A 20,960-nucleotide genomic window follows, 5' to 3' on the forward strand; every position below is an offset into this window, starting at 1 on the left:
CTTATTTTGTGGGTGAGTATCTAGAACGTGTAAGGACCAAAGTATGGCCTGATCAACCAAAGCGGCCCGTGATGTAGTTCTGGGTGCGCTCCTCTTTCGGGCTGGTGAACATGGTCTTGGTCTTGTTATACTCCACCAGCTCGCCCATGTAAAAGAAGGCGGTATGATCGCTTACGCGGCCTGCCTGCTGCATGTTGTGCGTCACGATCACAATGGTGTAGTCGTTCTTGAGGTCGTAGATCAGCTCCTCGATTTTTGCCGTGGAGATGGGGTCCAGGGCCGACGCCGGCTCGTCCATCAGCAGCACCGACGGAGAGATGGCCAGCGCGCGCGCGATGCACAAACGCTGCTGCTGTCCGCCCGAGAGCGCCAGCGCGGATTTATCGAGCTTATCCTTTACCTCCTCCCAGAGCGCGGCATGGCGCAACGACTGCTCGGCAGCCTCCTCCAGCACCGACTTCTTCTTGATGCCCTGTATCTTCAGGCCGTACACCACGTTCTCAAAAATACTCTTCGGGAAGGGGTTTGGCTTCTGGAACACCATGCCCACCTCTTTCCGCAGCTCATCCACGCGCACATCTTTCTGGTAAATGTCACGGCCGTCCAGCAGGATCTGCCCGTCCACCCTGAAACCGTCGATGTAGTCGTTCATGCGGTTAAAGGTGCGCAGAAAGGTGGACTTGCCACAGCCCGACGGACCGATAAAGGCTGTCACGGCCTTCTCTTCCATGACTATGTTAATGCCCTTCAGCGCGTGGAAGTCCCCGTAGTATGCGTTGAGGTCTAAGGCCTCCAGCTTGTCATTTTTCTTGCTCATTTTATAAAACAATACAAAGGGTAAAAAGCACAGGGCTCGCCCTGTAAAAGTATGGATTCGGGCTGCCTTACCACTTTATTTTACGCTGCTGCCTGTTGCGCAGGTACACGGCAATGCCGTTGAGCAGGAAAGTGATGACCAGCAGTGCAATAATAGCGGCGGCGGCGTTCTCCAGGAAGGCCGCCTGTGGCCTGGAGGTCCAGTTAAAGATCTGGATGGGCAGCACGGTGAACTCATCCAGCGGCGAGCTCGGTGTGAATGGCACGTAAGCCAGCGCCCCGATCACGATCAGCGGCGCCGTTTCGCCCACTGCCCTGGAGAGGGCCAGGATGATGCCCGTCAGGATGCTGCCAAAGGAAGCGGGCAGTACCTGGTTCCACACCGTCTGCCACTTGGAGGCCCCCAGCGCGTAGGAGCCGTCGCGGATGCTGCGCGGCACCGCCTTGATCGCCTCGCGCGTCGTCACGATGATGATCGGGAGGATGAGCAGCGACAGCGTGAGCGCGCCCGCCAGCAGGCTGCTGCCCAGGCGCATCTGGCGCACAAATATTTCCAGGCCCAGCAAGCCATAGATGATGGACGGCACCCCGGCCAGGTTGGCAATGTTTATCTCCAGGAAATTGGCCCACCTGCCTTTCCTGCCATACTCCTCTAAGTATAAACCGGCTGCCACGCCCAGCGGCAGGGCTATCAGGGTGGTAAGCACCAGAATCCAAAGAGTGCCGACCCAGGCCGTCAGGATGCCGGCACGGCTGGCCCTGCGCGAGGGCAGGCTCGTTAAAAAGTCCCAGTCCAGGCGTCTGGATCCTTCTATGATAATGTCGATCAGGAAAATACCCAGCACCACCAGTCCTATAAAGGTACAGAAGATGCCGAAGACCTGAAAGGCTTTGTCCTTTAACCTGTTGCGTTCAGAGTTAGTCATACTTTTCCTGGTATTTCTTTTTAATCCAGAAGCTGAGGTTGTTCAGCGCGAACGTGAAGATGAACAGCGTGATACCCGCCGCGAAAATGGTTTTATACTCCAGCGAGCCCTGCGGCACGTCGCCCATACTTACCTGCACAATGTAGGTGGTGATGGTCTCGATGGGCACCAGCGGGTTCATGGTAAGGCGCGGCTGCTGGCCGGCGGCAATGGCCACGATCATGGTCTCGCCCACGGCACGGGAGATAGCAAGTATAACCGACACTATAATACCCGAGGAGGCGGCCGGCACCATCACCCCGAAAGAAGTCTGCAGCCTGGTGGAGCCCATCCCGTAGGCGGCCTCCCGCAGCGAGCGCGGCACAGAGCTGATGGCGTCCTCGCTTAGTGAGGAAATCATCGGGATGATCATGATACCCATCACAATACCGGCTGACAGGGCGTTGAAACCGGCCATCCCGGGTATGATCTGCTGCAGAAAGGGCGTAACCACAGTTAAGGCGAAGAAACCGTACACTACCGTTGGGATAGTGGCCAGCACCTCCAGCAGCGGCTTTACGATCTGGCGCATGCGGGCGTGGGCGTACTCGTTCAGGTAAATAGCGATGGTTAGGCCCAGGGGCAGCGCCACCGCGATGGCAATAAGGGTGGTGAGCAGGGTGCCTGCTACCAGGGGCATGATGCCGAACTTCTTGTTGGCAAAGAGCGGGGTCCATTCTTTCTCCGTGAGGAACTCCACAATGGATACCTGCCTGAAGAAGCCGATGGACTCCGAGAGCAAGACCCAGATAATGCCTATGGTAACAAGAACCGTGATGACAGCTGATAACCACAACAGGCCCTCGATAATTTTTTCGGATACTCTCAAGGTGCACCTTTATTTTAAGTAACCCGGGCGCAGCAGCTTACACGCCACTACACCCGGGTTGTTTCATTCAGTTTAACGATTACTGCTGGGCGGTAGCCGCTCCCTTACCGGATACGAACTGCTCGAACTTCTGCTGCTGCTCTTTATACAGCTCGTCCGGCAGCGGAATGTAACCCACCTCCTCGGACAGCACAGCGGCGTTCTCCAGGTAGAAGTTCACAAAGTCCACCACCTCCGGGCGCTCCACCGCCTTAGACTGTACATAGATGAACAGCGGGCGCGAAAGCGGGGCATAGGAACCGTCCTTCACCGTTTCCAGGGATGCCACAATAGCGCCTTTGCCGTTGCTGTCGTCCCCATCGTCTACGGCTACAGCCTTTAGCTTGCCCTGGTTCTCCTCATAATAGGCCAGGCCGAAGAAGCCAAGCGCATACTTGTCGGTAGACACGCCCTGTACCAGCACATTATCGTCCTCGCTGGCGGTAAAGTCGCCGCGGCTTGAGTGGCTCTTGCCCACAATCGCCTCGGTGAAGTAGTCATAGGTTCCGGACTCAACGCCTGGGCCATACAGGTGAATCTCCTGGTCAGGCCACTCCGGACGGATCTGGTTCCAGCGTTTGATCTTGCCTTGTGCCGCCGGCTCCCAGATCTTCTTCAGCTCCGCCACCGTGATCTCTTTCACCCAATCATTCTCAGGGTGCACCACCACCGTCAGGCCATCGTAGGCAACCGGAATCTCCAGGTATGCAAGGCCGTTCTGCTCCGCTGTTTTAGCCTCTTCGTCATTGATCGGGCGGGATGCGTTCGTAATATCGATTTCGCCTCTGGAGAATTTCTTAAAGCCGCTGCCTGAGCCGGACACGCCCACCGTTACTCTCACGTCAGGTGCCTCGGCGCGGTACTCTTCCGCCACGGCCTCTGTTATAGGGTATACCGTGGAAGAGCCGTCTATCTGCACACTTCCCGTAAGGTCGGAACCGCCTTCGCTCCCGGCGTTACCGCCGCAGGCGCTGAATAGCACGGTGGCCCCCACAAGTACGGCAGCATTTAAGTTGGTAAGCTTTAACTTTAACATAAGCCAGTGTTTGGTTAGAGTGTTGTTTAAAATCCTGTTAGCAGGCACCATGAATTTTTGCTTTATACTTGGATGCCTTGTAAGTAGTTATGAAAGCGATATGGCCAGGGCTTTACAGCGCCACCTCCAGCTGCAGCCTGAACTGGTAGCCGTTGTCTCTGCCGGGAAAGTCCTGCAGGGTTACGTCGCTCTGTACCTTTAAGCTGTGCCCCACGATGTACTTGGAAAGCCCCAGCGTGTACTGCTCCTGCGCCAGCAGGCTTGTCTCCCGCTCCGGATTATAGGTGGTGTAGCGCCCGGCCACTTCCCAGTCGGACTTAAAAAGGTATCCTGCCTGTATATTGAAGGCGTCGCCCGTCACGAAGGTCTCGTCTACCTGTCCCTCCTCGGTCGTGGTTATCACCGGGCCGTCCGGAGCGGAGCGGCGGGCAAACTCTGCCATCGTGGAGAAGCCCCTGTACTTGAACATGGCATCCACAAAGATGGTGTGCAGGTCACGCTGCCCGCTCAGGAAATCACCGAGCTGCCCTTGGGAGCGATTGGTGTCGTCGTTAAAGTTGTAGGCGGCGGCAAGAGCCAGCTTCGGGCTTTCCTCACGGTAAATGTCGCTGCCCACATAGGCCCCGCCGCCCTCAAACTCACCCAGCGGAAAGATTTCTGCCTGTGCCGTATAGCTGTACCCGCCGGTGTTGTTGACGGCTATGTTGCGGCCCTCACCCATAGACAGCGCAGCGCTTTCGCGGAGAACCATCTGGCCAAGCTGGTGGGTGTGGTGTAGCTGCAGGCCCGCTTCGCGGTCCAGGCTGAAGCGGGAGTTCAGCAGGCTGCGGTCCACAAACTGCATCTTATGGGAGGAGACAATGTGCTCGCGGTTGCCGGGCAGCTTGGTCTGCCCCACCCACAGTTCCCAGTTTGGTCTGAAGTGCCACTTGGCCACGGCGTCTAACACAATGCTGTTGGCGTTGTCAAACATCTCCGGGTTATCATTGCCGATGTCGTTGTTGCTCAGGCCGAGCGCAATCTTATACTCCAGTTTAGGCGAGTAGGCGAAGCCTTCAAGCTTCAGGCGGGCCCTGCGGATCAGGAGGCGGTCTTTCCACTCACCCGACCCACTTGTAGTGGAGCCTTGGTAGAGCGTTTGGAAGCGGGCACCCAATTTGAGGCTGAAGGAGGAGTCGGCGGCAATGAATTGCAGGCCTTTGCCGAACTTGGAATCATTAACGCTCTGAGCCTGAGCGGTGCCTATGCCGAGGCACCCCAAAGCCACAACAATTGCGCTTCTTAGCTTTTTGTACACGATACTTTCAGTTGGGTGAGAAATAAAACTAATTCGTAGTACTGATTTAATTTGCCAGCATACTTTATAAAGCAAGTATACCTTTCAATTCTAGTGAAAACCTGTAGTAGCAGCTGTTGCTTGTGGCGCCGGTAGTTAGTCAGGCTATCAGCACTACGGTTTCTTCGCTCTAGTCAGGAGCGGCGCATGCCACTGTTACTACGCTGCAAAATAAGTGTATTAATGTTACTGCCGGTTTACCGCAATGTTAAGCTAATGTTAAGCTTTTGAGGCTGGCGTTTTCGGCCCTCCCCTGATAGGCCTGTGTAGGTTGGATCCTCATAGCGCCCGCGGATTCCCTTTGGTGTACAATAGAAAAAGCTACCCGGGGGCGCTCGTTGGCGAAGGTTCTGGTCAGGGCGTCGTTGCGATCCACCTTATACCCTAACGCAAAAAAAGGCTGCCACAAATGTACATTTGTGGCAGCCTTCAGTATGGTTATTAAATCCGGTTAGAACTTATAGCCAGTCCAGCTGAATACGGATGTGTCAGCGCCAGTATTAGCAGTGTTAGCTGTGATGGTAGCGTTGTCGGGGTTTTTAACTTCCTGGCCTTTAACCGTCACACCGGTGTGGTGATACTCAACAACAGTACCGGCATTTCCATTGCCCTTGCCGTCCGTCAGGTCGATCAGGTCGGTGGCGGTACCGCCTTTGATGAGCAGGTTGGTGATATGGGCTTTAGCGCCTCTACGTACTTTCACCGCGTCCTGCATCTCAAAAGCAGACTCGTTCACGATCGTGATGTTCTTGAAGATGAAATCAGACTGGTTCACGTCGCCAGGAGTGTTGCCATCCAGGTTGCCGTCAAGCTCAGCGCCTCTTGGGTCAGACTCTGTACTGGTATAGCCGGCCTTCCAAACACCATAGGCGTTATCCAGTGTGCCCGACCAGCCCTGCGTTACATCAAACATATCGTCGTCAGAATCTATCACTATCAGGTTCTTTACATTTACTGAACCACCAAAGAACTCTACAGCGTCATCAGCACCATACGGTATGTAAACGTTCTCGATTTTTGTGCCGCTTCCCACGCCATTTAGCGTTAGGCCGTTGTGCTCGATATCGGCGGAGGATTTTGCGCCGGTATACTCCAGGATGAGGTACTCGATTACGCCCGAGTTGTCGTTGTCAACATCGCCGCCATAGATTACGGCCGGGTTAACTTCCGTGGTGCCGGTAGTAACTTTGCCAGCCGGGCCGGAAAGTCTTGCCTTACCGTTAAGGATCAAACCACCCCAGTCGCCCTGCTTGGGATCAGCCGCAGCAGACGTTATTTTAACCGGCTTATCGGCTGTGCCGTTCACAAAGATCTGGCCACCTTGCTCCACAAGAATGTACTTGTTGAAACCCTTGTCAGCTTTGATAACGGTGCCCGCCGGAATACGGAGTTTTCCGCCCTCCACTACAAGCAGAGAGCCTGTTAATTTATATTCGATATTTGGATCAAGTGTTACCTCCGTGGAAATATCACCGCTTAGTTCATTGCTTACAACAGGGGTTGGTGTTGATTCATCATCATCTTTGCATGAGAATAACCCGAACGGAATCATCAGTAGGTAAAGGATTGTCTTTTTCATTTTCTTGATTGTTTATACAATATTAGGAATGAGATATCAACTGAATATGAACGGATTATTAACTAATTGTTAAAACTGGTAGGTCACGCCAAAGTCAAATTGAACACCTCTTTTATAGCTGCCGATTGTAATGCTCTGAGCATTTGTATCGGAGCCGGCACCTTCTCTGGTGAGCTTATAGGCAGGGTTTAAGAGGTTTTTGGCTTTTAAATTGAGCTTAAGGTGCTCGTTAAGTCCCATTGAGGTAACAAAGTCCAGGGTTGTGATGCTTTCCTCAATCAGGTTGTTGTAGCCACGAGTACCGATGGTGTGTACTTTGTCGCTCACATAGTTCAGCACCAGTGCCGACGTTACGCTGACATTTTTGTCGGTCAGCAGATTGTAAGTCAGGTCCGCATTAAGGATGTAGGGTGCAGCGCCTTCCAGGGTAGAAGAGGTTCCAGTAAAAAAGATGGGCAGCTTATCTATTTTCGTGTGGATGTAGGACGCATTCAGGCCGGCATTCACACGATGCTTCTCGGCAATGTTTAGCAGCGATTTTCGCACTTCTACCTCCACACCGGCGGCCACGGCATGGTCCGACACGTTGTCATAGGTTGCTAAGCCTGCCGAGTTACCCTGGTCTACCCGAGCAATCGGGTTGAGAATGTGCTTGTAAAACGCATTAACCGATAGCTGCTCGTCCATTGATGGGTAATAGTCCCACTTGAGGTCGAAGTTGTAATTGGTGGAAGGTTTCAGGTTGGGGTTACCGCTTTCCTTTCCGAAGATTCCCTGGTAAATGAAGGGCGATATCTCCTTATCCTGAGGCAGGGTATAGGTGCGGCTGATGCCTGTTCTGATATGGTTTTTATCGTCGAGTTCGTATTTGGCGTTAAAGCTTGGCGATAAAAAGAATTTGTCCATCACGTTAGAGCCTTGATTTGCGCCACGGTTAACGTTATAATCAATCTTCATATACACATCATCTGCCCTTACCCCTGCGTTTAAAGTCAGCTGGTTTCCAACCTGATGCACCAGGTCAACATAGGCCCCATGATTAATCCATTCAACATGGTAGGTATCATTGAAGTGTTCCAGCTGGAAATTGCCCTTGGCTAAACTCTCCTGATTAAAGTATGAGTCGAGGCGGATATCATCTAATCTGAAAGTGGGGAGAGCGCTTTGCGTTTCATCCCAAATAAAGTTGTAATTGGGGGCTGTGAAGTCTTTGGAGCTTACTTTGCCATTATAGCCAACTTCGATGTAGGATAGTTCTTCCGGGTCTGCCGAAAGCGCGTATTGCAGATTGGCTTTAGGGAGGATGGCAGTTTCTGTTAATTTACTGTTGAAGCGTTGGTTTCTTCCTTCGCCCACGCCCAGTTCCACCATGCCGTTTCCGATAGACGGCAACATGAAGACTCTGCGGTCAGGCTCCTGCCCAATGACATGGTTTACCGCAGCACCTACATTATAGGTCATCCTATCCGATAAGCCTCCGTCCCAGATGAGCTGGTTAATAAAAGCTGTGTTGTCATTCACCTGCAAGCGCCTGGTATGGCCTTCGGAGTTATGTTCATCTGCTTTCTGGAACAGCTCTGTTTCTTTGCCATAGAAGTCGTAGGCGGCAGCTGTGGCTGTATGCAGGTATAGGGAATTGTATCGCAGTTGGCTGTTGTTCAGGTTAAACTCCAGGTTGCCCGCCAGCATGTGCGAGGCGCTGCGCAGGGATTGTTGGTAGTTAAAATCGCGGAAAGGAGTCTCAGGGTTAGTTGCCGTAATCAATCGGCTAACTCCTTCCTGGTAATGGTACTTGTTATCCATGGAGCCCATCACATAAAAGCGGTGCTTGTCCAGAAACTTCTTGCCGCCGGAAAAGGAGATGCCGCCGTTTAACAAGGGATTTTTCTGTGCCGGCTCAAGCGAGTTCTTAAAGGAATAGTCAGTTAGGGATTCCTGCCCTTTTTTCGTATTGCCTGATGCCGTAGCATAGCCAAATTTGCTCATTCCCTCAGGAAGGTAAAAGTTACTGCCCGGCACCTGGCTGTTTATCCCGGTTGAGATCCCGATCTGAAAGGCATTGTCATCCACAAGTTCTTTGGAGTTGATGTTAATCAGCGCGCCCCCCACATCGCCATTCATAGACGCGGAGAATACCTTGTTCACATCAACCGACTGAATCATGTCGCTCGTGAAAAAATCGAGGGATATGTTCTTGAATTCAGGGTCTTCAGAGGGTATGGCAAACCCGTTCAGGGTGGTCGTGTTATAGCGGTCGCCCAAGCCGCGGACGAAGACGTTCTTTACACCATCACGCTTCGAAACGCCTGAGATCTTGGCAACTGCGCCTTCGGCATCACTAACACCTTTCCGGGAAAGTTCCTGTGCGCCAATAGCCTGGGTAGCTAAAACAGCTTTTTTCTGGTCTAATAATAAGATTTGCTCGGTTTCCCTGTTTCCTTTTGCCGTTATCGTTACTTCCGATAGCTGCGCCGTGTTTTGCTCCAGCTTTATGTCAAGCGTTGTGGTTTTACCTGCCGTTACAATAATATTGGTAATCGTTTTGGGCGTGTAGGATAGGCTGTTCACTTCTAAAGTATAAATGCCCTCCTGCACGTTGTCGATCCGGAAAATACCGAAGGCATCTGAAGGTGCCCCCATCCCCGTGTCTTGCACTCTGATAATAGCGCCAATCAATTCTTCGCCATTGCTGGCGTCTTTGATGACTCCCTGTATGCTGCCAGTCTGCGCATGCACTGATAGGAAAGCGGATAACAGGAAAAATAGAACTGTGGTGAGATTCTGTCGCATTTTATATGTAGTCTTATTGCTGCGACAAAAGTAGAAGGACTGTATTACCTCAATATTACTCGGGAGTTAAGTTTCTATTACTAAAGGTCGATATTTGCTTGTAATTAAATGACTATCAAGGTATTAATGTCTTTCTGCTCTGGCTTTGGCAACGGCAGGAGGGAGGAGTCGCTGTGAAGGAGTCTGGAAGGAGGCTGCCGGATGGGTTTTAACAAAATAGTAATTCTGCAATAATCTACAGCTAATATGGCAGGTGTAGTTTTGCTGCATCAATCCTGCCTCCCTAGGAAATGGGTTGCACATGTATGGGTGAGAAACATCGTGGCAACTCACAGCAGGGTAGCTTAGTCACCCGCCCTGCGAAAACCCGCCCCTTAGGGGCGGGTTTCTTTTTATACTTGCCACTGTCTCCCCCAGCAGCTACGCAGGAAGTACAGCTCTAAAATTCCCCCGCCACATACTTTCCACAAGGTACGATTCATAAAAAATCTCCCGCTGCAGCCAAAGGTAACGGGAGATGAGGGATATGAGAGAAAGCTTGCAGGCGTCTTTAAGCCGGCTTAGCTGATCGGCACCTTCCGAAGGATAGTCTCAATGAAATCCTTGGTGCGGATACCGTCGGCCTCGGCCTCGTAGTTCAGGATGATGCGGTGGTTCATTACATCATAAGCAACCTCCTTTATGTCCTCGGGCAGCACGTAGTCGCGGTCGTCGAAGTAGGCTACGGCCTTGGCGGCGCGGTTAAGGGCTATACTTGCCCTTGGCGATACCCCGAACTGGATGTAGGGGGCAAACTCCAGCAGGTCGTACTCGGCGGGGCGGCGGGAGGCAAACACCAGTTCAATGATATACTTCTCCAGCGTCTCGGAGATCTGCACCTGGTTTATCTCGTTGCGGATGGCGAAAATATCCTCCTTGGAAAGCACCTTGGCCACGGTGTCGGAAAAGCTCATGTTGGCCATGCGGCGCATGATCTCCAGCTCGTCCTCCTTGCGGGGATAGTCAATGTATACTTTCATCATGAAGCGGTCTACCTGCGCCTCGGGCAGCGGGTAAGTTCCCTCGTGCTCCACGGGATTCTGGGTGGCCAGCACCAGGAAAGGCAGATCCAGTTGGTAGGTATTCTCGCCGATGGTGACCTGTTTCTCCTGCATGGCCTCCAGCAGCGCCGACTGCACCTTGGCCGGGGAGCGGTTCACCTCGTCGGCAAGTATGAGGTTGGCGAAGATAGGCCCCTTCTTCACCTCGAACATGGAGGCGTTCTGGTTATAGATCATCGTCCCGATCAGGTCGGAGGGGAGCAGATCGGGGGTAAACTGGATGCGCTGGAAGTCGAGGTGCAGCGCCTTGGACAGGGAGTTGATGGTAAGCGTTTTGGCCAGGCCGGGCACGCCCTCCAGCAGGATGTGGCCACCGGTAAAAAGGCCTATCAGCAGGCGGTTCACCATGTACGACTGGCCCACCACCACCTTGCTTACCTCGCTTAGTACCTGTTTTATTTTGAGTTGGTATGTGTTCACGTTATCCGTATAAATCGAAGCGCCCCGCCACCCGCGGGTGCGGCGGCAGTAAGGCGCCTAAATATAGGGATAATACGGTTGTAGTGCCAGTATATTGCCCGTGGCGGGCGTAAAACAAAAAAAGCACCTGTCAGGGTGCTTCGGTGGTTCAGGGTGAACGGCCCTGCTAGGCGGCGGCCATAGTGCTTGGCTCGGCCTGCACGGCAGCGGTGGCTTTGGCCTTGCTGTACACTGGCTTTTGCAGTCCCAGCTTATCCAGGCGGGTTTGCTGCGCCTGCCTTACCATATCTATCAGGCTGTTGATGTGTCTCTGCTCCACATCCAGCGGCAGCACCATCGACTCGCCCTGCGCGGTAAGCACATGCACTTTCTGGCTGCGGGTCATGAAGAAGAGAGCTATGAAAAAGCCGCTCAGCATGAAGAATGACTCATTAAAGTATACGAGCAGGGCAGTGAGCACGCTAAGGCCCAGGTACAGCTGAGAGCCGGTGGGCTTTACCTCCCAGGCAGCTATGTCCTCGAGCCTGACAGCCTTGTTGCTGCGCCACGATAGCGGGTGCCGCTGCTGTATCAGCCGGTGTGTGGTGAGGGCTAATCGCTTATCCACAGTCTGAATAAGGTATTGCTCTCCAGTTAGTAGCTTCGTTGTCGCCATTTGCGCCGGAGTATTAAGTTTGTTAGTAGATAACGGGTTGCGTAGCAATGTAAGTATCACAGCTTTCAATTTTCAGTTTCGTACCAGTATGATTCCGAAAACCTTTAAAGGGTTGCATCAATATAAGGGTGCAAATATATTATTTTTTAATCTATGTATGCCTATGTATTGGACTATTATACGGATAAAGCGGAAAAGGATTTTTATAAGTTGTTAATAAGCAGCTATATATGGTTATTTAAATGTGTCCTGAATTGTGGTATGGGAGTTAAAAAAACAGCCTGAACCATTCGGAAACAGTTCAGGCTGCGGCAAGAAAAGCGTCGCTGGCGGGTCTAATCCGTCAGGTATAGTTCGCCCTCGTAACCATGCGCGCGCTGGTTCTTGAAACGGGCAATATCAGTTTGCATGTTGTCATAGATCTCCTGAATCTCCTCTGAGTCCTGCGTAAGCGGCTTAATGTGCTCGCTCAGCAGTTTGGCCGCCAGAGGGTAAAACTTAGAGTCGTCCGTGTTCTTGGCGTTCACCTTAAACGCGCTGACGGCGCTCTCCAGCTTCTTCAGGGCCGGGTGCTGGGCTTTGTATTCCTGGATGGTGTCGCGGAGCTTTTCCCGTATCATCAGGTATAAATCTTCCTCAAACGTCATTCCGAAGTCATCATCCTCATCCTCATCGTCGAAATCGCTGTAGGCGAAGTCGTCATCGTAGTCAAAATCGTCTCTCATGGCTGATAATCAGGTTGCTTTTTAGTTGTTACGGGTTAAAGTGCTGTTTGTGTCAGGCTGTTTTTACTTTTTGTCCGGGCCCTGAACGCCGGAACAGGGGCAGAAAACAGAAGCAGAACACAAAGCAAAGTGCATAATTAGTACTTCGCCCCCTTATTTGCAATCCCTACGGGCGCACTTTTAGCCATGTTGCCTAAATTTTATCGGGCCGGGTTCCGGGGAAGTATGGCAGAAGGGAACAGATGCCCGAAAACGCCGGGAGCCGCTGTGTTGGCAGCGGCTCCCGGTCATACTTGCGTATTAGCGCCTTAGTCGAACTTGCGCTCTATCAGGCGGAGCAGCTTACCGACGTGCTCCTGCTTCCGGCTCCAGTCATACTTGCCGGCCAGGGTGCCGGTCACGTACTGCGTGGCCGAGGCCACATCGTTAAAGCTATCCAGCGTCTGGATGGTCTGGTAATAGGTCAGGTTGTCGCCGTCGAACAGCTCGTTGATGAAGCTAAAGCGCTGGTTGATGGAAATGGAGTTCTTCAGCGAGTCGATCTTGCGGTTGCTGTGTGCGTCGGCCACAGAGGAGGCAGTCGCTTTGCGGAAATTGTCGTTGAGGGTAGGCCGTGCGTTGGCTGCCACCTCTTCCAGCTCGTCGTCCTCCTCTTTATACATAGCGGGGCGTGCCACAGGGGCCGCTGCTTCGCGCTGGGCAGTATGTATCGGGGCCACCACGTCCTTTTCCTGCACCGGGGCGGCGGGGGCTGGCTTGGCGGCAGAGGCAGATCTGTCCAGGAACGATGGCGCCTTCGCCTGCTCTGCTTCCAGTATCTCCGCCTCTGTTACAGGCAGCAGCGCGCTGAACTGCTCCACCAGGTTTTGCAGTGGCGTGCGCAGGCCCTGGTTGGCGTTTATGTACAGCTTAAAGCGGCTCAGGATGTACTCGCGGTCGCGGCTGCTGGGCGAGAGCGTCTCGATAAAGCCGGCGAAGAGCTGCTTGTCCAGGTCGATGTACTTCAGGTTCTCCTGCAGCTTGGGCAGGGTGATTTCCTCCTGTATGCGCAGGAATTTTTCCTCAAAGGTGGCCACTGGTGCCAGTATGATCAGGAACGTGTCGTAGATGGCCTTTTGCAGCAGTGGCTCAAAGGCGTTGCGCTTCATCAGGATCTTGCGCGAGAGCACGTTCATGAAGTTCACCAAGGCCTCTTTCACCTCCTCGTGCTCATAATCAAAGTAGGGGCTGCGCAGGTTGGCCATCTCGTGGTGCCACTTCAGCAGCAACTCCTTTATTACAAACAGGTTTACCTGCTTGATGGGCGTAAAACTAATCAGCTGCGGGCCGTTCAGGGTGTCGTGAGATGCAAAATGACGGTCGCAGAGCAGATTTGCCAGCTCCTTGCTGTACCGTTCCAGGCGTAATTGATTATATTTGTCTTCCATTGCTGTCGCTTTCTCCTGTAAAGTTATAAAATTATGCCGAAGTTAAAGGTGCAAAACCTGGCGAACCTGGAGGTAACGGTGCCCGAGGGGCAAACGCTGCTGAAGGCGCTGCAGGCACGCGGCACCGACTGGATGCACGCCTGCGGAGCCAAGGGCCGCTGCACCACCTGCCGCATCATTGTTTTGCAGGGGATGGAGCACACCGGGCCGCTCACGGCTCCCGAGATCCGCTACCGCGACAAAGGCCGCCTGAAGGATAACGAACGACTGACCTGCCAGTGTACTTTAACCGGCGGCGAAATTATCGGAAAGGTGCCCGAGCAGACCAAGCTGCCGCACATGAAGTATAGCAGTTAGAAAGTTTAGGAGTTAGAGAGTTAAAAAGTTAGAAAGTTTTATTGTTGATTGTCAATTGCTGATTGTTCTTTTGAAGGGCGTTGCAATTACACCTGACAACAATCAACAAACAGCAACCAGCAATCAATATGTTTATTGAACCGCGCGTAGGCAACAAAAGCCATGTTAACAGAAAAGGTTGGATTGAGGTGATCTGCGGGTCGATGTTCTCGGGCAAGACCGAGGAACTGATCAGGAGGCTGAACCGCGCCAAGATCGCCAAGCAGAAGATCGAGATTTTTAAGCCTACCGTGGATAAGCGCTACCACGAGGAGGATGTGGTGTCGCACGATGCCAACGCCATCCGCTCCACGCCCATAGACTTTGCCCAGGACATGCTGTTGCTGGGTGGCAGCTGCGATGTGGTGGGCATAGACGAGGCCCAGTTCTTCGACGATGGCCTGGCCGAAGTATGCGTGAAGCTGGCTAACAGCGGGGTGCGCGTGATTGCCGCCGGACTGGACATGGACTACCTGGGCAAGCCCTTCGGGCCGATGCCGGCGCTGATGGCCGTGGCCGAGTACGTGACCAAAGTACATGCCGTGTGCGTGCAGTGCGGCGACATTGCCAACTACTCGTTTCGTAACGCCGCCGACGAGAAGCAGGTGCTGCTGGGCGAGACGGATTCGTACGAGGCCCGCTGCCGCCACTGCTTCACAGAAGGCATGAAGCAAAAGAATAGCTGATTTATACTTGAGACCGTGAAAGCCATACTTGCCCCCTGCATCAAATACCTGCCCTGCCTGCTGCTGGTATGGCTGTGCTGGTGCAGCACGGCGCAGGCCCAGAGTCAGGTGCCGATTGGGGGCTGGCAGGTGCATGTGCCTTACCACCAGGGCAAAGCCGTGGCCGTGGCCGGCGACAAAGTATACCTGGCCGCCGAGCGGGGTCTTTTCTATTACGATACCGAGTTCAACACCACCGAAACCATCTCCAAGGTAGACGGACTGAGCGAGCAGCAGATCAGCGACATCGCTTTTAGTGAAGCCACCAACACCCTCCTCATCGCCTACCACAACAGCAAAGTAGACCTGCTGCAGGGCAACAACGTTTACGCCATCGCCGACATCTTCCGGAAAAGCATTGCCGGTGAGAAGAAAATCAACCGCATTTATACGTTTAACCAGCTGGCTTACCTGGCTACCTCCTTTGGCGTGGTGGTGCTGGACCTGCCAAAGCGCGAGGTGAAGGAAACCTACAGGAGCCTCGGCCCCAGCGGCGAAAGTATAAACGCCACCGACGTAGCCATACTTGGGGATAAAATTTACCTGGCGACAAGCCTCGGTGTCCTTTCCGCGTCCCTTTCGGGCACCAACCTGCAGGATTTCAGGAGTTGGAGCAGCCAGAGCAGCGGTTTGCCTGAAGGTTCGGCTGTTACCAGTCTGGCGGCTTTTCGGGGAAAGCTGTATGCGGGCACCAGCAGCGGCGTTTATACTTCTGAAGGGGAGAGCTGGAGTGAAACCGCGTTGGCTGCCGGGGCCACAGTACAAAGTATAAATGCCACGGATGCCTACCTTAGTATAACTTCCGCAGAAGGCGTGCTGGTGCTGGATGCCAGCGGTCGGATTTATACTTTAAATCATACGTTACTCACGCAGCCGCAGGAAGCTAGTACCACCGCCAACGGCGAAGTATGGCTGGCCGATCAGGCGAAGGGTTTGGTAAGAATGAGCCTCAGCAATTCTGAGGCTGCCACCTTTGCGCCCGGCGGGCCCTACGCTAGCAACGGCTTCCGGGTTTATACTTACGGCGGCAGGGTGTACGTGCTGGGGGGCGGCTACAACGAGAGCTATGAGCCACAGAACAACCAGAGCGGCTTTTATACTTACAGCAACGGCGAATGGCAAAACTTTAACCGCGCCCTCTACCCGCAGCCTTCCTTTGTAATAGGGCAGGATTTAGTCAGCGCTGTCTTCAACCCTATCACCGGCAAACTGTACCTGGCCAGCTTTGGCGGCGGCTTAATCGAGTGGGAGGGGCCGGAGAAAGCCATACTTTATAAGGAAGAAAACAGCCCGCTGCTGCCGACAATCGCTACCGATCAGGTGCTCGTAACAGACGTGGCCGTGGATTTTGAGGGCAATGTATGGGCAGTGAACCCCAGCCAGCAACCCGGCACACCCGGCCTGCACCGGCTAAGCCCCGACGGCAGCTGGCAATCGTATACGTTAGATGGTATTCCGGATGCCAGTAACTTTACCTCCTTAGTGATCGATGATTACGGGCAGAAATGGCTCTCCATCGCCAGGAAAGGCAACAGCCGCAGCGGCCTGGTGGTATACGACGAGCAGCAGAACCGCACCCGAACGCTGGGCGTGGGCGAGGGCAACGGCGGTTTGCCGAGCGGCGCCGTGTATAGTATGGCCAAAGATTTTAACGGCGACATCTGGGTAGGCACGGCTAGTGGTGTGGGCATTTACTACAATACCGCGCTGGTTTTTGAGTCGGGCCGCTACGATGCGCGCATCCCCATCATAGAGGGCCGCCCTTTGCTGGACGGGCAGATCGTTAGAAGTATAGCTGTGGACGGGGCCAACCGCAAATGGGTCGGCACCGATAACGGGCTCTGGCTTTTCAGCGCCGACGGCGATGCGCAGATTCACCACTTCACCACCCAGAACAGCCCGCTGCCCTCCGACAAAGTATACGCCGTAGGCGTGGAGCACCAGTCGGGGGAGGTGTTTGTAGCCACCGATGCCGGGGTAGCCTCTTTTCGCTCCACCGCCACCATCACGGAAGGAAAACCCGATTGCGCCATGGTGTTCCTCAACCCGGTGCGCCCGGATTTTACCGGGGAAGTCGGCGTCTCGGGCTTGCCAAACAACGCCGATGTGCGTATTACAGATGTGGCGGGCGCGCTGGTGTACAAGGGCAAAGCCACGGGCGGCACCTTCGCCTGGAACGTGCGCGACTACAACGGCAACCGCGTCAGGGCCGGAGTATACCTGGTCATGAGCAGCAATGGCGACCAAACCTGTATCAGTAAAATAGCCGTACTCGAGTAAATGTTAGTCAAGACAAGGGGGATCGTTCTCAGCAACATCAAGTATAGGGAGACGTCCATCATCACCAAGATCTATACCGAGGCGCTGGGCGTGCAGTCGTACATCGTGAACGGCGTGCGCAAGAAGGGCAACGGCTCGCGTGTGGCGCTGTTCCAGCCGTTCACGCTGCTGGAGATGGTGGTCTACACCTCGCACCGCGGCGGCCTCTCGCGCATCTCCGAGTTCAGAACCGACTACTCCCTTGTGTCCGTCCCGTTCGATATCCGCAAGAGCAGCATCGTGCTGTTCCTCTCGGAGGTGGTGTCGCGCACGGTGAAGGAGGAGGAGGAGAACCTGCCGCTGTTCCATTTCCTGTACAGCGCCATCACCACCTTTGATGAGATGGACCAGGGTTTTGAGAACTTCCATTTGGTGTTTTTGCTGCAGCTGAGTTCCCATTTAGGCTTTGGCCCAAGTTCCGGGGCTGAGGTGGTGGAGCAGGTGGCGTTCTCGCCGAACGCGCAGTCGGCCACCTCGGCGCCCACCGTGCTGGCCATGCAGGTGCACGAGCAGTATTTCGATGAGTTGCTGCAGGCACCCGACTACGCTTCCATTCCCAACGGCCGTGTGCGCCGCGAGCTGCTCGATATCCTCATTCGCTACTACCAACTGCATGTGGACAAGCTGGGCGACATCAAATCACTGGCTATACTTTCGGAAGTGCTGGCGGAGTAAGGGAATTACGTAGCACGACACACGTATCATGTATCACGACAAAAGGACTTTAGACAAAAGACTTTTAAAGTATAAAGTGTAGGTTGCTGAGATAAAGGGGAACAGGTATACATTCCTCTGTCATCCTGAAAGGATCTTGTGGGCGAGCCGCATCAGCCTATGTAATGAAGGATGCTTTTCCTTCTACCCACAAAGACTCTAAACCACCTGCCATGCTGCCAAGGAACCTTGTAGAAAAAGCGGGTTCCTACCCCCGGGAGGTTAAGCCTCCGCGACTTGCTACCAAGATCCTTTCAGGATGACAAAATAAAGTATGAAACGCGTTATCCCTGGCAGGAGAGTCAAGTTATACTTTTCGGAATCTCCTTCTCTGGAATGGGTTCGTTAACTACCCCTTAGGTTAAAGTATAAAAGTATGGAAAGCGGAGGAGTGGAAGCATAAAACCATATTCTTTGAAGTATGGGAGTATAAAAAAAGCCGCCGGGAAGTATAACCCCGGCGGCTTTTTGTTCTGTAAAAAGTATGGTTACGGTAAAATATCCAGCACCTCTATCTCAAAAACCAAAGGAGAGTTTGCGGGGATAGGTCCGGAATTTTGCCTGCCATACCCTAAATGAGAGGGAATAAACAGCCTGGCCTTCTCGCCTTCACGCATGTATGGCAAGCCTTCGTCCCAGCCGGCAATAACTCCGCCGACTCCAACCTTAAACTCGAAAGGCTTTCCCCTGTCAACGCTGGAGTCGAATTTGGTGCCGTTCAGCAAAGTGCCGGTATAATGTACAGACACCACATCTCCCGGAAACACCTTGTCGCCGGCGCCTGCTTCCAGTTGCTGGTAGTATAAACCGCTGCTGGTTTTGGTTACGGTGGCAGGATCGATGCCGTTTGCCTGGAAGTACTGCTGAATCTGCTTGTCGTCCTTCTCTTTCTGAGGCGTGTTGTCCTTTTTGCAGGCCGCGAAGCCAAGTATAACTACAAGCAACAGAAGCGCCTGCAGCAGGCGGCTTCCGGTGCTGTGCTTAAGTATAGCAATCATATTTTATACTTACTGTTGTGGCTGTTTCTCAACATCAACCAGCTCCACGTCGAAGCGCAGGATGCTGTTGGCGGGGATGTCCGCGCTTGGCGCCTGCTCTCCGTAAGCCAGCGGCGAGGGGATCAGCAGGATAGCCTTGCTGCCTTTGTTCAGCTCAGCAATCGCATCGTCCCAGCCCTGAATCACGCGGCCCTGGCCCAGCGGGAAACGGATCGGCTCGCCACCAGACATCGGGTTGTTGTAAGACGAGTCGAACTCCTTGCCGTCCAGGCGGGTGCCTTTGTAGTGTACGGCCACCACGTCGCCGGCAACTGGCTTCTCGCCCTTGCCCTGCTCCGTTACCACGTAGTAAACGCCAGACTCGGTCTTCTGCGCGTTCTCCAGGTTTTGCTCCTTAAGATATTTCTGGATCGCCTCGTCGTCTACCTTGATCTGCTTCTCGGCACGCACCTTAGACTCCTCCATGTAGCGCTGCATCAGCTCCTGTTGGTAGGTCTCGGCCTCGGCCTGGTTCATCACACGCTCGGCCTTAATGCGGAAAGTGATCTCTGAGCCCGGCTTCACGAAGGCGGGAAGCGGCTGTCCGAAGGTTTTAGCGAAAAGGGTATCGGCGTTGAGCTTAAACACGCCGCTGTCGCCGGCAGAGAGCATCATGAACGCGTTCTCCAATCCACCCTTCATGGTTGGCTCCATTACCGGAATAATGCGGGGCAAGCCCGGCACCTGCTCGCGGGTGTCTACAAAGATCGAGTCCTCGGAGTTCACCATCTGCCAGTGGAAGGCCACAAACTCGCCGATCTTGGCTCCTGTCGAGTCTTCCGGGGCTACCTTGCCCTTGTTCTCATACTCGCCTTTGTCGTTGTTCTCAAAGATCTTATAAGTCAGGCCATCAGCCGTTTTATAAAACTCGTCGTTGTTCTTGTTGCATCCCTGCAACACCAGTGCCCCGGCCAGTACCGGCAGCAAAAATTTAGTTTTAAATAACATCTAGGTATAGTTTGATATAAGGTTATTATCTGTTTGCGGCGTGCTGCAGTTGGTCTTTGTACTGCGGCAGCAGGCTCTCGAACCTGGCCACCGTGTTCTCCAGCGTGTCGATAGACATGCCGCCGGCTGCATTCTTGTGGCCGCCCCCATTAAAGTGGGCACGGGCAAACTCGTTTACCGAGAAATCGCCCACCGAGCGGAACGACATCTTCACGGCCTGCGAGCGGTCTATGATAAGGGCGGCAAAAACGATCCCCTCAATGGAGAGCGCATAGTTCACCAAACCCTCGGTATCGCCCGTTTTGGAGTCATAGGCCTTCAGTTCCTCGGCTGTGATGGCGAAGTAAGCGGTGTTATACTCGCGCAGCACTACCAGCTTGTCCTTCAGGGCATAACCCAGGAAGCGCAGGCGTAGTTCCGTGGAGCTGTCGTAGATCAGGCGGTGGATGTTGGAGGTGTTCACGCCAATGTGCAGCAGGTCTGCGATGATAAGGTGCACGTTCTGCGAGGTGCTCGGGTGGCGGAAGGAGCCTGTGTCGGTCATGATGCCGGCATAGAGGCACTCGCCAATGCCGGTGTCGATCAGCTCGGCATCACCCATGGCCTTTATCAGGTCATATACGATCTCGGCGGTGGCGGCGGCTCTGGTAATGGAGAAGTTCAGATCAGCGAAGTCCTCCGGCTGCAGGTGGTGGTCCACCAAAACTTTCGTGCCGGATGCCTGGCGGATATACTCCCCCATCTCGTTTATGCGCGAGAGGCTGTTGAAATCAAGGCAGAAGATCACCTGCGACTCCTTCACGATACGCTGCACCAGGGCATCGTTCTTCTCCGAGTACACGAGCACATCCTCGTTGCCCTGCATCCAGTTCAGGAAATTGGGGTAATCGGAAGGCGTGATGACGGTAACGCGGTGGCCCTTCTTTTTCAGGTAGCCGGCCAGGCCCAGCGAGGAGCCCAGCGCATCCGCGTCCGGTTTGTGGTGTGTGGTGATCATCACCTCTTTAGGCTCTTTCAGAAGCTCTTTCAGAGCGTCGGTATCATGCATAGGGTACGTATAAATCCTCTGACTAATAAGGATATAAGGCGCGAATTTCTGAATAA

Annotated in this window: 18 protein-coding genes; 4 read left to right on the forward strand and 14 right to left on the reverse strand. The window is 53.7% G+C overall.

The window, feature by feature from the left end; genetic code table 11:
* Window positions 1–52 precede the first annotated feature (52 nt).
* From pstB to A3841_RS15645, 11 genes are all read right to left on the reverse strand, one after another.
* Window positions 53–817, reverse strand: a complete 765-nt coding sequence (gene pstB, locus A3841_RS15590; protein ID WP_073853568.1) for a phosphate ABC transporter ATP-binding protein PstB — start codon at window positions 815–817, stop codon at window positions 53–55.
* A 67-nt stretch (window positions 818–884) separates the two neighbouring features.
* The gene (gene pstA, locus A3841_RS15595) at window positions 885–1,742 is read right to left on the reverse strand and encodes a phosphate ABC transporter permease PstA (protein WP_073853571.1); all 858 of its coding nucleotides are present in this window, start codon (window positions 1,740–1,742) and stop codon (window positions 885–887) included.
* Complete coding sequence (gene pstC / locus A3841_RS15600) at window positions 1,735–2,610, reverse strand: phosphate ABC transporter permease subunit PstC (protein WP_073853573.1); 876 nt, start codon at window positions 2,608–2,610, stop codon at window positions 1,735–1,737. Before pstC ends, pstA begins: the two co-directional genes overlap by 8 nt.
* 79 nt (window positions 2,611–2,689) lie before the next feature.
* The gene (locus A3841_RS15605) at window positions 2,690–3,685 is read right to left on the reverse strand and encodes a PstS family phosphate ABC transporter substrate-binding protein (RefSeq protein ID WP_073853577.1); all 996 of its coding nucleotides are present in this window, start codon (window positions 3,683–3,685) and stop codon (window positions 2,690–2,692) included.
* A 112-nt stretch (window positions 3,686–3,797) separates the two neighbouring features.
* Window positions 3,798–4,952, reverse strand: coding sequence for a porin (locus tag A3841_RS15610; RefSeq protein WP_235861437.1), 1,155 nt, complete (start codon window positions 4,950–4,952; stop codon window positions 3,798–3,800).
* A 520-nt stretch (window positions 4,953–5,472) separates the two neighbouring features.
* Window positions 5,473–6,600 carry a hypothetical protein gene (locus tag A3841_RS15620; protein ID WP_073853581.1) on the reverse strand — a complete coding sequence of 376 codons (1,128 nt, stop codon included), beginning with the start codon at window positions 6,598–6,600 and terminating at the stop codon, window positions 5,473–5,475.
* A gap of 69 nt (window positions 6,601–6,669) precedes the next feature.
* Complete coding sequence (locus A3841_RS15625; RefSeq protein ID WP_073853583.1) at window positions 6,670–9,390, reverse strand: TonB-dependent receptor; 2,721 nt, start codon at window positions 9,388–9,390, stop codon at window positions 6,670–6,672.
* A 560-nt stretch (window positions 9,391–9,950) separates the two neighbouring features.
* Window positions 9,951–10,910, reverse strand: a complete 960-nt coding sequence (locus tag A3841_RS15630; RefSeq protein WP_073853585.1) for an AAA family ATPase — start codon at window positions 10,908–10,910, stop codon at window positions 9,951–9,953.
* Window positions 10,911–11,076: 166 nt separating this feature from the next.
* Complete coding sequence (locus tag A3841_RS15635) at window positions 11,077–11,517, reverse strand: hypothetical protein (RefSeq protein WP_235861438.1); 441 nt, start codon at window positions 11,515–11,517, stop codon at window positions 11,077–11,079.
* Between the two features lie 383 nt (window positions 11,518–11,900).
* Entirely contained in the window at window positions 11,901–12,290 is a 390-nt protein-coding gene (locus A3841_RS15640) for a hypothetical protein (RefSeq protein WP_073853589.1), read from the reverse strand.
* 308 nt (window positions 12,291–12,598) lie between these two features.
* On the reverse strand, window positions 12,599–13,717 hold the full coding sequence (locus tag A3841_RS15645) for a hypothetical protein (protein ID WP_073853591.1): 1,119 nt from the start codon (window positions 13,715–13,717) through the stop codon (window positions 12,599–12,601).
* A 33-nt stretch (window positions 13,718–13,750) separates the two neighbouring features.
* Here A3841_RS15645 and A3841_RS15650 point away from each other — a divergent pair, with 33 nt between their 5' ends.
* The 4 genes from A3841_RS15650 to recO all read left to right on the forward strand — a co-directional run bounded on the left by A3841_RS15650 (window position 13,751) and on the right by recO (window position 17,832).
* Window positions 13,751–14,074, forward strand: coding sequence for a 2Fe-2S iron-sulfur cluster-binding protein (locus tag A3841_RS15650; protein ID WP_073853593.1), 324 nt, complete (start codon window positions 13,751–13,753; stop codon window positions 14,072–14,074).
* 128 nt (window positions 14,075–14,202) lie between these two features.
* Window positions 14,203–14,799, forward strand: coding sequence for a thymidine kinase (locus A3841_RS15655; protein ID WP_073853595.1), 597 nt, complete (start codon window positions 14,203–14,205; stop codon window positions 14,797–14,799).
* A 15-nt stretch (window positions 14,800–14,814) separates the two neighbouring features.
* Window positions 14,815–17,118 carry a type IX secretion system anionic LPS delivery protein PorZ gene (porZ, locus tag A3841_RS15660; RefSeq protein WP_073853597.1) on the forward strand — a complete coding sequence of 768 codons (2,304 nt, stop codon included), beginning with the start codon at window positions 14,815–14,817 and terminating at the stop codon, window positions 17,116–17,118.
* Window positions 17,119–17,832, forward strand: a complete 714-nt coding sequence (gene recO / locus A3841_RS15665; protein WP_073853599.1) for a DNA repair protein RecO — start codon at window positions 17,119–17,121, stop codon at window positions 17,830–17,832.
* A 527-nt stretch (window positions 17,833–18,359) separates the two neighbouring features.
* Here the strand turns inward: recO and A3841_RS15670 are convergent.
* Genes A3841_RS15670 through A3841_RS15680 form a run of 3 tightly spaced genes read right to left on the reverse strand, consistent with a single transcriptional unit; the run spans window position 18,360 to window position 20,904 of the window.
* Window positions 18,360–18,869 (reverse strand): FKBP-type peptidyl-prolyl cis-trans isomerase, encoded by a 510-nt coding sequence (locus A3841_RS15670; RefSeq protein WP_073853601.1) that lies wholly within the window; start codon window positions 18,867–18,869, stop codon window positions 18,360–18,362.
* 9 nt (window positions 18,870–18,878) lie between these two features.
* On the reverse strand, window positions 18,879–19,856 hold the full coding sequence (locus A3841_RS15675) for an FKBP-type peptidyl-prolyl cis-trans isomerase (RefSeq protein ID WP_073853603.1): 978 nt from the start codon (window positions 19,854–19,856) through the stop codon (window positions 18,879–18,881).
* Between the two features lie 25 nt (window positions 19,857–19,881).
* Window positions 19,882–20,904, reverse strand: a complete 1,023-nt coding sequence (locus A3841_RS15680) for a DHH family phosphoesterase (protein WP_073853605.1) — start codon at window positions 20,902–20,904, stop codon at window positions 19,882–19,884.
* Window positions 20,905–20,960 lie beyond the last annotated feature (56 nt).

It is taken from the genome of Pontibacter flavimaris, from assembly GCF_001907195.1.
Taxonomy (GTDB): Bacteria; Bacteroidota; Bacteroidia; order Cytophagales; family Hymenobacteraceae; genus Pontibacter; species Pontibacter flavimaris.